11 protein-coding genes are annotated in these 14990 nt (G+C 67.8%); 6 read left to right on the top strand and 5 right to left on the bottom strand.

Translation table 11 applies throughout. The features are described 5' to 3' along the window. Window positions 1-2: 2 nt before the first annotated feature. The 5 genes from ACFO8M_RS06580 to ACFO8M_RS06560 form a co-directional block, all read right to left on the bottom strand. A complete protein-coding gene (locus ACFO8M_RS06580) occupies window positions 3-956 on the bottom strand; it encodes a carbohydrate ABC transporter permease (protein ID WP_387972227.1) in 954 nt (317 codons plus the stop codon). A gap of 2 nt (window positions 957-958) precedes the next feature. Then, window positions 959-2239 (bottom strand): extracellular solute-binding protein, encoded by a 1281-nt coding sequence (locus ACFO8M_RS06575; RefSeq protein WP_387972224.1) that lies wholly within the window; start codon window positions 2237-2239, stop codon window positions 959-961. A 43-nt stretch (window positions 2240-2282) separates the two neighbouring features. After that, complete coding sequence (locus tag ACFO8M_RS06570; protein ID WP_387972221.1) at window positions 2283-3305, bottom strand: LacI family DNA-binding transcriptional regulator; 1023 nt, start codon at window positions 3303-3305, stop codon at window positions 2283-2285. A 321-nt stretch (window positions 3306-3626) separates the two neighbouring features. Continuing rightward, window positions 3627-4307, bottom strand: a complete 681-nt coding sequence (locus ACFO8M_RS06565) for an EF-hand domain-containing protein (protein WP_387972218.1) — start codon at window positions 4305-4307, stop codon at window positions 3627-3629. Window positions 4308-4518: 211 nt separating this feature from the next. Beyond that, the gene (locus tag ACFO8M_RS06560) at window positions 4519-4767 is read right to left on the bottom strand and encodes a hypothetical protein (RefSeq protein WP_387972215.1); all 249 of its coding nucleotides are present in this window, start codon (window positions 4765-4767) and stop codon (window positions 4519-4521) included. A 262-nt stretch (window positions 4768-5029) separates the two neighbouring features. Between ACFO8M_RS06560 and ACFO8M_RS06555 the strand changes: the two genes are divergently transcribed. The 6 genes from ACFO8M_RS06555 to ACFO8M_RS06530 all read left to right on the top strand — a co-directional run bounded on the left by ACFO8M_RS06555 (window position 5030) and on the right by ACFO8M_RS06530 (window position 14541). Beyond that, the gene (locus tag ACFO8M_RS06555; protein WP_387972212.1) at window positions 5030-8119 is read left to right on the top strand and encodes an AbfB domain-containing protein; all 3090 of its coding nucleotides are present in this window, start codon (window positions 5030-5032) and stop codon (window positions 8117-8119) included. Window positions 8120-8231: 112 nt separating this feature from the next. Continuing rightward, on the top strand, window positions 8232-9239 hold the full coding sequence (locus tag ACFO8M_RS06550) for a LacI family DNA-binding transcriptional regulator (RefSeq protein ID WP_387972209.1): 1008 nt from the start codon (window positions 8232-8234) through the stop codon (window positions 9237-9239). Between the two features lie 180 nt (window positions 9240-9419). Then, window positions 9420-10676, top strand: a complete 1257-nt coding sequence (locus ACFO8M_RS06545) for an ABC transporter substrate-binding protein (RefSeq protein ID WP_387972207.1) — start codon at window positions 9420-9422, stop codon at window positions 10674-10676. Between the two features lie 64 nt (window positions 10677-10740). Beyond that, a complete protein-coding gene (locus ACFO8M_RS06540; protein ID WP_387972204.1) occupies window positions 10741-11688 on the top strand; it encodes a carbohydrate ABC transporter permease in 948 nt (315 codons plus the stop codon). 1 nt (window position 11689) lies between these two features. Then, window positions 11690-12499 (top strand): carbohydrate ABC transporter permease, encoded by an 810-nt coding sequence (locus ACFO8M_RS06535; protein ID WP_387972202.1) that lies wholly within the window; start codon window positions 11690-11692, stop codon window positions 12497-12499. 20 nt (window positions 12500-12519) lie between these two features. Further along, window positions 12520-14541 carry a glycoside hydrolase family 31 protein gene (locus tag ACFO8M_RS06530; RefSeq protein ID WP_387972199.1) on the top strand — a complete coding sequence of 674 codons (2022 nt, stop codon included), beginning with the start codon at window positions 12520-12522 and terminating at the stop codon, window positions 14539-14541. The last annotated feature ends 449 nt before the right edge of the window (window positions 14542-14990 follow it).

The following is a 14990-nucleotide window of genomic DNA, read 5'->3' as shown; positions in this document are numbered from 1 at the left end:
GGCTAGTCCTTGTCCCTCGTCAGGCGCCGTTGGAGGAGCGCCAGGGCGAGCACGATGCAGAAGAAGATCAGGGACAACGCGGCCCCGTAGCCCATCTGCTGCTGCTGGAATCCCTTCTGGACGATCTGGAGCACGATGGTGCTCGTCGACCCGACGGGGCCGCCGTTGGTCATGATGTTGACCTGCACGAACAGGCTCATCGCGGCGATCGTGATCGTGATGAGCACGAACACGAACGTCGGCTTCAGCAGCGGGAGCGTCAGGTGCCGGAACCGCTGCCAGGGCGTGGTGCCGTCGAGCGCGCCTGCCTCGTAGACCTCCTCGGGGATGGTCTGGAGCCCCGCGAGCCAGATGATCATGTGGAGGCCCACGCCCTGCCACACGCTCATGACCACGATGGCTCCCATGGCGGTCGAGGGATCGGCGAGCCACGCCTGGCCGGCCCAAGCGCCGCCGGTGACCATCGACAGGGCCGAGTTGATCAGCCCGTCCTCCTGGTACAGGAAGCGCCACAGCAGGCTGACGACCACCATCGAGGTGATCACCGGCAGGAAGAAGATGGTGCGGAAGAAGTTCCGCCCCGCCAGTTTCTGGTTCACCAGCAGTGCCAGCACCAGGCCGAGACCGCCCTGCAGCGGGACCACGATCCCGGCGAACAGGAACGTGTTCAGCATGGAGCGGTGGAAGGTCGCGTCCTCGGTGAAGGCCCGCTGGAAGTTCTCCAACCCCACGAACTCGGGCGGCGTGGGGGAGATGAGCCGCGCGTTCGTGAACGCCAGGACCAGCGACACCAGGGCCGGGCCGATGACGAACAGGAGCAGGAGCGCGACGCCGGGGATCGCGAAGGCGGCTCCGGCCCGCTGCTCCGTGCGGGAGTGGGAGCGGCGCTTGGGCTTCGGTGCCGGGGGCGGGGCCGCCGCCGAAGCGGCGGCCCTCTCAGCGCTAGCGAGTGCCATTGCTAGAACCCGTATCCGGCGTTCGCCTCGATGTCCGCGTCGATCTCCGCGACCATCGCGTCGAGGGATTCCTGCACGTCGCCGCCGTGGATGATGTCGCCGGCGTACTGGGTGAACACCGAGGCGATGACGGTGTAGGCCGGGGTCTCGGGGCGCAGCACGGCATAGGCCTTCGAGTAGTCGACCATCATGCGCAGCTTGCCCTCGGTCGCGTAGTTCTCGGTGAGCTCCGCGGCCGCGTCGGTGGCGGGGATGAGCCCGGTCTGGTTGGCGTACTCGGCGACGAACTCGTCCGAGAGCGCGGTCTCCAGCCACGAGGTGGCCCCGGCCGCGTCGGCCGTCGCGGTGGCGGCCCACTGCCAGGAACCGCCGCCGATCTTGGGGCCGTTGCCGAAGTCCGGCGGCGGCAGGAACAGCATGTCGTCGTAGAGGTCCATGGCGGCGAGGGCGCCCCAGTTGCCGTGGAAGGCCATGGCCGCCTTGCCCTGCATGAAGTCCTCGGCGCCGCCAGGGGACTCCACATTGGCGAGTCCGGAGGTGAACAGGCCCTGGAACCACTGGCCCCAGGCGAGGGCCTCGGGCCCGTTGAGCGCGCCTTCGGCGCTGAGGTACGTGTCGCGGTCGATGAGGTCGCCGCCGAAGCTCTGCAGGAACGGCGAGAACGCGTACGGGAACCACTCGCCGGTGTCGGCGGTGGAGAAGTCGATCGCCCACTGGTAGGTGCCGTCGGCGGTGACGCGCTGCAGCGCGTCGTCGAATTCCTCACGGCTCCAAGGCTGTTCCATGGTCGGGATGCGCACGCCGGCCGCGTCGAGCACGGATTGGCGGGCGAAGATCGCGCAGGCGGCCTCCCAGTGCCCGACCGCGTACAGCTCGCCCTGGAACTTCCCGAGCACCGAGGGCAGGAACTTGTCGGTGGTCTCGGCAGGGAGGTCGAGCGGCAGCAGGTGTCCGGCCCAGGCCCAGTTCGGGACGTTCGGTCCATCCACAGTGAGCAGATCGGGGAGGTCGCCCGAGAGCGCCGCGGCGTTCACGGTGTCGTTGTAGACGTCCTGCGGGAAGGGCTCGAGCGAGGCCTTGTAGGTGTCCTGGGAGCCGTTGAAGGCCTTGATGATGTCCTCGGTGACGGCGATCTCGAGGGGGCTGCCGGCGTTGTGGGCCCACAGGACGAGCTCGCCGTCCGAGGAGCCGGAGCCGGAGGCGGTGCACGCGGCCAGAGCGGGGTAGGCGAGGGCCGCGCCGCCAGAGGCGGCGGCCAACTGGAAGAGGTTGCGACGTTGCATGGTGATCACTCCAATGTGATGGGGCTGAAGGGCTTCGGGTCGGTCATCGCGGTGGTGCGACGGAGTCGCGCCGCGATACGGGGCAGGGCATGAGGTGCTGCACGGGTGCGGCTTCGGGATCGTCGAGCCTCCTGAGCAGCTCCTCGGTGGCCCATCGCCCCATCTCGTAGTGGGGGAGGGCCGTGGAGGTGAGCCCCGGAATCAGTTCCGGGGCGATGAGTTCCTGGTCGTCGTAGGAGACGACGGAGAGATCGTCCGGAATGGACAATCCGAGTTCGGCTGCGGCGCGGTAGACGCCGACGGCCATCCGGTCGTTGAAGCAGAAGATCGCGGTGGGCCTGTCGGGCGCGCGCAGCAGGCGCATGGCCGCTTCGTACCCGCCGGAGCTCATAGCGGCGGGGCCCTCGGCGAGGAGTCCGTCCGGGTCGACCCCGTAGGAGGCCACGTGCTCGCGCCAGGTGGCGAGGCGGATGTGGCGGGCCTCGACCTGCTCGACCGTGGTCACGTGGCCGATGCGGCGGTGTCCGGCGGCCGACAGTTCGACGAGTGCCCCGAGGGTGCCGCCGCGCTCGTCGGGCACGACGGAGGAGGCGGAACCGTCCGGGGTTCGCGAGTCCAGCAGGACGCACGGCGTCGAGCCGATGACCTCGGGCACCTTCAGGACCTGGTGGTACATGGTGGCGAGGAGGATGCCGTCGATCTGGCGCTCCTGGAGCGCTCCGATGGCCTCGGCGGTCTCGTCGGGCTCGCCCATGGTGTCGACCATGAGGAGCAGGTAACCGGCCTCGCGGGCCGCGTCGTGCGCGCCGCGGATCATCTGGCCCGCAAAGGGAGTCGTGGCGACGTCGTCCCCGACGAACCCGAGCATCTGGGTTCGGCGCGTCCGCAGCCCGCGGGCGACGGTGTTGGGCCGGTAGCCGAGTTCGGCGGCGGCGGCGCGGACCCGCTCGCGGGTCTCGGCGCCGATGCGTCGGCCTCCGGTGTCGTTGAGCGCCATGGAAGCCGTGGCGGTCGAGACGCCGGCGGCCTTCGCGACATCGGCGAGGCGGGGTTGCTTGGTGGTCACCGTTGACTTCCCTTCGAACCATCGAGTTAATCGATTAACCAACCTGCCGTGAGTGATCAAGGTGAATTTGTTAATCGATTAACCGAGAATCTACGGCCGTTCGGAAACGAACGGGACGCGGTCGTGTCACGGTTCGGCAACGACGCGCAATCCCTCTGCGGCACCCTCGCTGCCGCCGTTCCGAGGCAGTGGCCGGCCGGCTCATGGTCCGCCGCGCCCGCAGAAGCACCGGCGAATGGCCGAGCGCCTAACGCGCACAGCAAAGACGACGTGCCCGATCCCCGGTGCGGGATCGGGCACGCCGTCTCGTTCGCGCCCCGGTCAGGACCCGGTCGGTGCCAGGATCGGGCTGCCGATCTTGCCCATGAGGTCGTTCGCCGGATGGTCGCGCTCGGGGCTGAGGAAGAAGCCGAAGATCGCCTTCCTCCACTCCTCGGGCGTGATCCGGTTGTCGTGGTCGGCGTCGAGCTGCTCGAAGATCCGGTGACTCTCCCGGTAGTCGACCCCGTTCCAGTTGCGCAGGAGCTGCACGAATTCGCCGGAGCTGATCAGGCCGTCGCCGTCGGCGTCGGTGATCGCGAAGTAGGCGTCGGCGACCGTGGCGAGTTTCGCTCCGGCCGCGATCCGGTCGGTGAGCATGTTCTCGGCCAGGATGTTCCGCAGTTCCTTGCGGCCGACCCGGCCGTCGCCGGTGGAGTCGGCCGAGGCGATGAAGTCGGTCCACAGTCGCGCGGTGGCCTCGCGGAGTTCAATCCCCATCGGGCTCTCGACCGGCACGCCGCGAGCGGCCAGCACGCGGTCGGCGGCCTGCCGCAGATTCTCCTCGGTGATGTATTCGTTGCCCTCGACATCGAGCGTGTCGAACCATCGGTCGAACTTGTTCCGGTGGACCCTGCCCAGGCGCGCGCGTCGCTTGCTCCGGGCGACGATCAGGATCGCCGCCCCGGCGGCGATCGCGGTGGCGGCAGAACCCACTGCCAGTGCTTTCGTGCTTCGTCGCATTGACGTCACCTTCCCTTTCCCGTTGGGATGGTGCCACGACGGGCGGCCTCAGGGACTGAAATCCGCCGATCCGGCGACCGTCCCCACGTGAAGGCGCAACAAAAAACCCGGCGATGCCGAGGCTTACCTGTCTGCAACTGCTGGTACTCCGAGCGGATTCGAACCGCCGTTTCCGCCTTGAGAGAGCCGATCCGGAGGGGCCGGTGGGTTCTTAGCCGAGGTAGGCCATCCAGTGCGGTCGATCGGCGATGGCTTGCTCGGCGAGGGTTCGGGCGCGTTCGCCGATGGCGTCGACCAGGGCCTGGCTGTATCCGGTGAGGCTGTCGGGATTTGGGTCCTCTCCGACTGGTGCGACGGCGATCCACGGGGCGAGGTTGAGGACCGCGCCTCTGGTGGCAGGGACGTAGGTGCTTTCGCGTCCGGCTGGCTCCGGGGCAAGAAGTGAGTGGGTGGTGCGCACTGCTTGTGCCTCCTCCCTGTTTGGCGCGCAGGCTCGCGGCGTCCCCGGGACCAGCCGATGCCCCCGGCAGCAAGGTGCCGGGGTCACGATTCTGAACCGGTCCGCCAAGCTCTTGCTTCCGCTGTTCAGAGCCGGTACGTTAATCAGCGAACCGGTTCGCTGATGCGGCACTGCCCGAAGTGTCGACGAGAGGCGGACTTCTCAATGATGAGAGTGAGGCGAAATGAACGTACGAGCACGGCGTGCCGCGCGAATATGCAGTGTGGTTGCGGCTGCCGCGATCATCCCCTTGGTGGCGGTGCCCGCCGCCGGCCAGGAAGCTGATGTCATCAGGGTCGATCTCGGCCAGACCACCGGCGACTTCCTCGGAGGAGCGTCAGGCACACTGTACGGCCTGTACGACGAGGGGCTCCCTTCTGAGAACCTCATCGACGGCATCGATCTGACCACGGTCGCGACCAAGGCGCAGGACGGCCCGCAGCACCCGGGCGCGGACGCGCTCGAAGCCCTCGGCCCGGTGGTGGAGGCGTCGAACGGCGACGTCTACATCTACACGACGGACATCTACCGCGGCTTCCCCTACCAGTGGCCCGGCGACACTCCTGAGGAGAAGCTCGACGACTACATGGACAAGCTCCGTGTCCAGGTCGAGCAGGTCGCGACCCTGCCGGCGGAACAGCAGGACAACATCGTCTTCCTGCCGTACAACGAGCCCGAAGGGAACATGTTCGGCACCGGCCCCTGGAGCTACAACCGCATCCACTGGCACACCGATCCGCAGTACTTCTTCGCCGCCTGGGACCGCGCCTACGAGGTGATCCACTCGGTCCTGCCCGACGCGCGCATCGGCGGTCCGAACACCAGCACCCTCTACAGCCAGGTCGAGGGCTTCATGAAGCACACCGTCCAAGCGGGAACGGTTCCCGACGTGGTCGTGTGGCATGAGCTGTCGAACCCGGCCACGATCCGCTCCAACGTCGCCAAGTACCGCGGCTGGGAGTCGAGGTTCTTCGCCGGCACGCCCTATGCGGGAACCCAGCTGCCGATCAACATCACCGAATACGCCTACAACTACCACACCTCGGTGCCGGGCCAGATGATCCAGTGGGTCTCCGCACTCGAAGACTCCAAAGTGTACGGTGACATCGCGTATTGGAACATCGACGGCAACCTGTCGGACTCCGCCGTGCAGGCCAACCGCGCCAACGGCCAGTGGTGGCTGCTGCACGCCTACAGCCAGATGCGCGGTGGGCAGACCGTCAAGGTCACGCCGCCGCGGCCGGGCGTGAGCTACACGCTGCAGGGCGTGGCGGCTCTTGACACCGACAAGCGGCAGGCCCGCGTCCTGCTCGGCGGCGCGAGCGGGGCCTACAAGCTCGCACTCGACAACGTCCCGTCCGCGACCTTCGGCCAGAAGGTGCACGCGGTCGTGCGCGAGATCGGCTGGAGCGGCCAGCTCGGCGACTCGGCCCAGCCCTCCACGGTGGCCGAGGTCGACGTGACCGTCACGGGCGGCACCGCTGAACTCGCCTTCGGCTCCGGCGGACTGCCGGCGCTCAATGCGGAATCCGCTTACGAGGTCATCGTGACCCCGAGCGTCGCTCCCGGTGATGCGGCCGTCCCGCAGACGGCCTGGGAATCGACGTACGAGGCCGAGAACGCCACCTGGACCGGCACGGGCCTGCAGCGCAACGGCCCTGAAGGCTCCCCTTCGGCCCTGGCGAAGTTCTACACCTCCGGCGGTTACAACGTCGGCGGGATGCGGACCGGCTCGAACAACGCGATCGAGTTCAACGTGAGCGTTCCCCAGGCCGGCGTCTACGACCTGAGCATCTTCGCAAGCTCCCTCAACACCGACGCCGAAGTGCAGGCCCAGGGGCCGACGAACATGTTCCTCAGCGTCGACGGCGCTGCGGAGCAGGAGATCTTCCTCCCCTTGGGTTACAAGTGGACCGTGTGGGACCACACCGACACCACGGTCGAACTCACCGCCGGGGACCACGTCATCACCCTGGCCACCCGCAGCCTCGACGGGACCGGAGCCATCACCGGCGACGTCATCCTCGACAAGATCGACCTGTCTCTGCCCCACCCCGACTACGGGAACGACGTGTACGAGGCCGAATTCGCCGAGCTCAACGGCGGTGCGGCCCCCACGTACGCGAGCGAGCACGACGGCTCGGGCCCGGGCGCGGCGGCGGTGCCGACCGGCGGCGAGGCGACCTTCTGGGTCTACTCCCCGGACGACGCGTCCGCGCTCCTCGACGTCGCCTCGCGCGGCGACCGAAAGGTGGAACTCGAGGTCAACGGCGAGACCGTGACCACCGGACAGGGCGGCATCGTCAACGCCTTCCTGCTCGGCGGCATCAACCAGGTCACCGTCAAAGGCGCACAAGGGCTCGAGGTCGACCGACTCGTCGTGACGGCATCCGGTGAAGCCACCGGGGCCGTCTACGAGGCGGAGGACGGCACGATCGCCGGGAGCGCGGAGGCCACGAGCCTGTCCCTCGCCTCCGGCGGGGCCGCGGTCACGGGCATCGGCGGCGATCCCGGCAACGGGAACACCCTGACGTTCAACGATGTCGAGGTGTCGAAAGCCGGCAAGTACGCGCTGACCTTCCGGTACTCCAACGAGGAGCAGTCGCCCGCCACGCACTACAACCCCGACCCCGTGGCGCGGTATGCCCTGGTGTCGATCAACGGCGCCGACCCGGTCCGCGCGATCTTCCCGCACTCGTTCCACGAGAACAACTTCTGGGAACTCACCGTACCGGTCGACCTGAAAGCCGGAGTCAACTCGATCGTCGTGCGCGGCGAGGAGAAACCGCAGTTCGACGGCACCAGTTACGCCTCTGACACCTGGCCCGGCGTGCTGCTGCGCTCGGAGTTCGCGCCCAACCTCGACCGGATCGCGGTCACCCCGCTGTTCCACGACGTCGCCTGGCGCGAACTGCAGTCCCACAACTATCCGGATCGCCTGGTGCGGCATAAGAACTGGAACGTCCGGCTGGAACAGAACCCCAGCCCCGAGGCGGACGCGCAATTCCGGATGGTCCCGGGTCTGGCGAACGGCTCGACCGAGTACGTGTCGTTCGAGTCGGTGAACCATCCAGGCCACTACCTGCGGCACTCGTTCTTCGAAATGGTGCTGGCGCGCGACGACGGAACCGCGCTGTTCGACAAGGACGCGACGTTCAAGATGACCGAAGGTCTGGCCGATGAGTGGTGTACGTCGTTCCAGGCGTACAACTTCCCGGACCAACATCTCCGGCACTCGGGCTTCGAGTTGCAGCTCGATCCGATAGAGGACGCGGGCGACCGCGCCGACGCCACCTTCTGCATCACCGTCTGATCATCCCTTGTGGCGGCCGCCGGCTGAGCCGGCGGCCGCCACTCAGCCGGGGGCCGACCCACAGCGAACCGGTACACTGGACGGAGTTCGAGCGAGGAGCGGAGGGAGCAGCGTGGCCACGATCGGCGATGTAGCACGTGAGGCCGGGGTGTCTCGCAGCACCGTCTCCTCGGTCCTGACCGGCCGCAAGTACGTCAGCCCCGAGACGCAGGCCAAGGTCGACGCGGCGGTCGCCAAGCTCCAGTTCTCCGTCAACGCCGGGGCCAGGGCACTGGCGACCTCACGCACCATGGCCTTGGGCGTCGTCGTCGGCTTCCACGAGGCCGAGTTCAGCCCGGCGCTGGCGGCGTACCTCATCGCTCTCTCCGACGCGGCGCGCGAGCAGGGCTACTCGGTCGTGCTGCTGACCGAGCCCGACGGTGTCGAGGCGGTGCGGCGGGCGATCTCCGGCCGCCAGGTCGACGGGTTCATCCTGCTCAACGTGGTCGACGACGACCCGCGACTGGAACCGATCAACCAGGCGCGCTATCCGGCGGTCCTGCTCGGGATGCCCCAGGACACCCGTGGTGTCGACGCGGTCGACCTCGACTTCGCCGCCGGGGCCGCGATGCTGGTCGACCACCTCGCCGACGCGGGCCACCGCGAAGCGGTGTTCGTCAAATGGCCCGAAGAGCTGTACGCCTCGGGCAGCACCTATGCGAACCGGTTCGCTAGCTCGGCCCGCGAGCGGGCCGAACGGCGCGGCCTCCGGCTCGTCCCGGTCTCCGTGCCGGTGGGGCCGGAGCAGGTGCGCGCGACCCTGCGCGCTGTGCTCCAGGACCCCGAGAACCCGCGTGCGCTGCTGATCCACAACGACGCCGCCGTCGCGATGCTCCCGTTCGCGCTCCACGACCTCGGGCTCGAAGTGCCCGCCGACCGGAGCGTCGTCTCACTGCACGCGGCCGAGCTCGCGCGGCTCTACGTCCTGTCTTTCACCTCGGTCGAGTCCGAGCCGGTGGCCGTCTGCCAGACCGCGGTCGAAATGCTCGCCAAGCGGATCGCCTCGCCCGACAGCCCGGTGCAGAAGCGGCTGATCGTGCCGCACATCGAGCCGAAGGGCAGCGTCGAAACCGCCGCATAGGCACACGTTCGGGGTGTACCACCGACGCTCGATTCCCAGCTCACAAGTCAGCGAACCGGTTCGCCTTGACGGAGGCCATTCAATCTGGCAGTATCGTCAGCGAACCGGTTCGCTGGCTACTGGAATCCCTCGAGCCAGCGCGTCACCGGCGGACCCGACTCGATGAAGAGGCCGATGAAAATGACCAACACGACACTGCGCTGGTGCGTCGCCGCAGGCGCCGCACTGACAATGGGCGCCCTGGCCGCCTGCTCCGGCGGCACGCCCGAACCGGGCGAGAACGGCAATGCGAGCGAAGGCTCGACGACGGCGGAGATCGCCTTCTGGGACCCCTACCCGCAGCACGCCGAAGGCTCCGCGTGGGACGAGCACGTCAAGTCCTGCGCACCCGAAGGATCGACGATCGTGCGGACGAGCGCTCCGCAGACCGACCTGTTCAACCAGCTCACGACCGCGGTGAAGGAGGGCGGCGCCCCCGACGTGGTGCTGCTCGACAATCCGATGATGCCCGAAGCCGTAGGTGCCGGAATGCTGGCGACCGCGGAGCAGGCGGGCATCGACACCAGCGGCGTGGACGAGAACCTGATGGGACCCGGCGTGGTCGACGGCAGCGCCTACGGCGTGCCGTTCGGCTCCAACGCGCTCGGCCTGTACTACAACGCCGACCTGCTTGCCGAAGCGGGCGTCGACCCGGCCTCGGTCACTGACTGGGACTCGCTGAACGCCGCGATGGAACAGGTCGTCGCCGACGGCGGCAAGGGCATCACCTTCTCCGGCGTCACCGGCGAAGAGGGAGTCTTCCAGTTCCTTCCCTGGTTCTGGGGTGCCGGGGCCGACCTGTCCGACATCTCCTCGGACGAGGCCGTCGCGGCCGGCCAGCTCCTCTCGGGCTGGATCGGCGAGGGCCTGGCCCCCAAGTCGGCGGCCACCGATAACCAGTCCGCGGCCTGGGACCTGTTCCTGACCGGCGAGTACGCCTTCGCGGAGAACGGCTCGTGGTTCGCCGCGGCCGCGGCCGAATCGAACTTCGAGGTCGGGGTCATCCCGATCCCGGCGATGGACGGCGGCGTCGCGCCGGTGCCGACCGGCGGCGAGTTCGCCGTGGCGCCGATCCAGAACGAGAACGCCTCCGACCACTACGCGAACGCATCGGCCGTCATCGCCTGCCTGACCGAAGGCGAGGCCGCGTTCCAGACCAACGAGACGCTCGGCTACCTCTCGGCCAAGCCCGACGTCCGCGCCGAGCAGGCAGCCCAGTCGCCGCTGTGGGAGCCGTGGGTCGGCGCCGTCGAGGGCGCCCAAGGCCGCACCACCGATCTCGGCAGCGAGTACGTCGACGCCTCCGCCTCGCTCTCCGGGGCGATCCAGGCGGCGCTCAACGCCGCGGGCGACCAGGCCGCCGTCGAGGCCGCGTTCCAGGACGCCGGCGGATTCTGACGGTTCGTCGGCCCGCCTCCGGGCGGGCCGACCGACCCGGCAATCGGATCGGAGCAATACTCGAATGACCACGCTGACCACGAGAACCGCGGTGGCGACCGCGCCCGAGCGCGGGACCGCGAAGCCGAAACGGCGCGGCGCCCACTGGGCGGCGATCGCGTTCGTCATCCCGCTGGTGCTCTACCTCCTCCTCTTCTACGCCTACCCGCTCGTCCAGAACCTGACGATGAGCTTGCATCGCTTCGACCGCGGCACCTTCATCAACGGCGGCGCCCCGTTCGTCGGTTTCGAGATCTACCAAGACGTGTTCGAGCACCCGCAGTTCTGGAGGATCGTGTGGCAGACAGCGGTGTTCACCGCCGTTTCGCTCGCCTTCCAGTACCTCATCGGGCTGATGCTGGCGATCTTCTTCCACCGTGGCGGGTTCCGGCTCGCCGCGCCGCTTCGCGGCATGTTCCTCGTCCCGTGGCTCCTGCCCATCATCGTCTCGGGCACCACCTGGCAGTGGATGATGAACCCGGACGCTGGGCTCCTCAACTCGTTCCTCGGCCTGTTCGGCGCCGATCCGGTGTGGTGGCTCAGTGCCGACAACGCACTGATGTCGGTGGCGATCGCGAACATCTGGCTGGGCATCCCGTTCAATCTCGTGATCCTCTACTCGGGACTCCAGGGCATCCCGAAGGAGCTGTACGAGGCCGCGTCGATGGACGGCGCCACCCCCTGGCAGCAGTTCCGGCGCATCACCCTCCCGATGCTCCGCCCGGTCACGCTCATCACCCTGCTCCTCGGTCTGGTGTACACGCTGAAGGTCGTCGACATCATCTGGATCATGTCGATGGGAACCGGCACGTCCCAGACGCTCGCCACGTGGGCGTACGGCATGTCGGTCGGCAAGGGGGCCTCGGGAGTCATCCGCTACTCCGAAGCCTCGGCGGTCGGGACGGTACTGCTGCTGGCCGCGCTCGCCTTCGGGTTGATCTACATCGCAGCCCAACGGAAGCAGGAGAACTGACATGTCTCGCACTTGGTGGAGGAACCCCATCGCGGTCGTCCTGACCGCGCTCATGCTCTTCCCTCTCTATTGGATGCTCAACGTCTCGTTCACGAAACGTGAGAGCATCCGCGGCGGCGACCTCGTGCCGGTCGACTTCACTGTCGACCACTACGCCGTCGTCTTCCGCGATCAGCTCCCATACCTCGGCACGAGCCTCGTGATCGGCACAGGAACCGTGGTGCTCACGCTCGCGATCGCGGCGCCGGCCTCCTTCGCGCTCGCCAGCATGGCCGTGCCAGGACGCCGCATTCTCGGTTTCGCGCTGATCGTGGCGCAAATGGTCCCGGCTGTGGTCATGTCGCTCGGCCTGTACTCGATCTACAACACCGTCGGGCTGCTGGACACCCTCCCGGGCCTGATCCTGGCGGACTCCACGATCGCCGTCCCCTTCGCCGTCCTGCTCCTGACCGCGTTCATGGCGGGCATTCCCCGCGAACTGCTCCAAGCGGCTCAGATCGACGGCGCTTCGCACTGGCGGACGTTCCGGTCGATCGTCTTGCCGGTCTCCCGGAACGCCATCATCACTTCGGCGCTGTTCGCGTTCCTGTGGGCATGGTCGGACTTCATCTTCGCCTCGACGCTCAACCGTGAGGGAGGCCTGCTCCGACCGATCACGATGGGCATCTACAACTACATCGGCGCCCAGAACCAGGAGTGGGGCCCGATGATGGCGACGGCGGTGGTCGCCTCGATCCCGGCGGCGGTGCTGCTGGTGGTGGCACAGAAATACGTCGCCGCCGGCGTGACCGCCGGCGCCGTCAAGAACTAGCAGAAACGAGTGAGAACCTGATGAACGCCTTCGAGTCCTCTGCGGACGCCATCACTTGGCGCGGTGACGGCGAAACGCTCGTCGTCCAGGCGTGGGGCCGTGATTCGCTGCGGGTGCGGAGCACTCGGACGGGAGAGGTGCTCGACACCGACTTCGCGTTGCTCGAGCCTGAGCCGGTCCAGGTGGCCATCGAGGTCGACGGCGACACCGCGACGCTCACCAACGGTGCCATCACGGCGGTGCTGCGCGCATGGGGCGGCTTCGACTACCAAACCGAGTACGACGTCTTCCAATGCTTGGTGGAGTTCCGTGACGCGAGCGGCAAGGTGCTGCTCCGGGAACTCGGCAGCGGCGGTGCGCTCAAGCTCACCGCCCGCGAGTTCCGGCCCCTGCCCGGCGGTGCGCACCGGCTGCGGGCCGCGTTCGAACCCGCGGCAGGGGAGAAGCTGTACGGGATGGGCCAGTACCAGCAGGAGATCCTCGACATCAAGGGCTCCACGTTCGAACTCGCGCATCGCAACTCGCAGGCCAGTGTCCCCTTCGTACTCTCCAGTGCCGGGTACGGGTTCCTGTGGCACAACCCGGCGATCGGTTCGGCGTCATTCGCCGCCAACCGGACTGAATGGATCGCCGAGTCGACCGAGCAGCTCGACTACTGGATCACGGCAGGGGACACCCCCGCGAAGATCTCGGCGGCTTACGCGAACGCGACCGGGCACGCCCCGGTGATGCCCGACTACGGCCTGGGCTACTGGCAGTGCAAGCTGCGGTACTGGAACCAGGAGCAGCTCCTGGAAGTCGCCCGCGAACATAAGCGCCGCGGCCTGCCGCTCGACGTGATCGTCGCGGACTTCTTCCACTGGCCCAAGATGGGCGACTTCCGCTTCGAGGAGGAGTTCTGGCCCGACCCCGCCGCGATGGTCAAGGAGCTCCAGGAGATGGGCGTCGAGCTCATGGTCTCGGTGTGGCCCCAGGTCTCGGTCCAATCGGAGAACTTCGCCGCGTTCAAGAAGGACAACCTGCTCGTGCACACCGAACGCGGCCTGGACGTCCAGATGAGCTTCCAGGGGCCGAGCATGTTCCTGGACGCCACGAACCCCCGCGCCCGCCGACAGGCCTGGGAGATCGTACGGCGCAACTACCACGACCTGGGGATCAAGGTCTTCTGGCTCGACGAGGCCGAACCCGAGTACGGGGTCTACGACTTCGACAACTACCGCTACCACGCCGGACCGAACGTCCAAGTCGGCAACATCTACCCGCAGGCGTTCTCCCGCATGTTCTATGAGGGCCAGCGCGAGGCGGGCCAGGACGAGATCGTGAACCTGGTGCGCTGTGCCTGGGCAGGTTCGCAGCGCTACGGTGCGCTGGTGTGGTCGGGCGACATCCACTCGACCTACGCGGACTTCCGCAAGCAGATCACCGCCGGCATCCACATGGGCGTCGCGGGCATCCCCTGGTTCACCACCGACATCGGCGGATTCGCCGGCGGGAACATCGACGACCCCGACTTCCGCGACCTCCTCGTGCGCTGGTTCCAGTTCGGAGCGTTCTGCCCGGTGATGCGCATGCACGGCGACCGGCAGCCGCAGGAGCACGTGCGGGCCGCGGACGGTTCGAGCCGCAACCCCTCCGGTGCACCCAACGAGTTGTGGAGCTTCGGTGAGGACGTCTACGAGATCCTGGTGCGCTACGTGAAACTCCGGGAAACGATGCGGCCCTATACACGGCGATTGATGGAGGAGGCCCACACCGACGGGCAGCCGGTCATGCGCGGCATGTTCCACGAGTTCCCCTCGGACGCGGTCTGCTGGGACCTGGCCGACCAGTACATGTTCGGCCCGGACGTCCTGGTGGCCCCGGTAGTGGACCCGCACGCGACGAGCCGCCGCGTCTACCTCCCGGAGGGCGCTTCATGGACGGAGCTGAGGACCGGAACGGTCCACGAGGGCGGGCAGTGGCTCACGGTGGACGCGCCGATAGAAGCCATCCCGGTCTTCACGAAGGACGGCGCCCTGCGCGAACTCATCGGCACGATCTGAACCGGGAGACGCTCAGGGGAGGAAGACCTGCTCGCTGTTCGAAGTCCGCAGTCTCGGTTGCGAGTTCGTCTGTTCGGCGGCGGGGCACTGGAAGGGTGGGGGGTGCCGACGCGCTGCGCTTGGCGCGCAAGGAGATTGCCGGTTCGCCCGCGAGCATGAGCGCTCGAGACAGGCGCATGCCTGTTCAATGTGGACCGGTGGCGGTTCGGCGCCGCAGCGGACGGGAGCGGCGACCTGCAGGGCGGTGGGGGCCGGGAAGTGCACGGCGGGACCAACCAGCGATGGTCCCTCCAATGAGCCGCACCGACACCCCGTCGACTTAGGGAAGCGTGAGCGGGTCGCCCCTCCGGGCCACCCGCTCACGCATTCTTCAGTCTGGAAAGGGAGCGGAAAAGTGGATACGCTCCTAATGCGGCTTCAACGAACTCAAGCTGGGTGAGGCCTCGAAC

The sequence above is a fragment of the Glycomyces rhizosphaerae genome, from assembly GCF_042647865.1.
GTDB classification, from domain to species: domain Bacteria; phylum Actinomycetota; class Actinomycetes; order Mycobacteriales; family Micromonosporaceae; genus Glycomyces; species Glycomyces rhizosphaerae.
The sequence above is the reverse complement of the archived record's forward strand: the minus strand, read 5'-3'. Positions and strand labels throughout refer to the sequence as shown.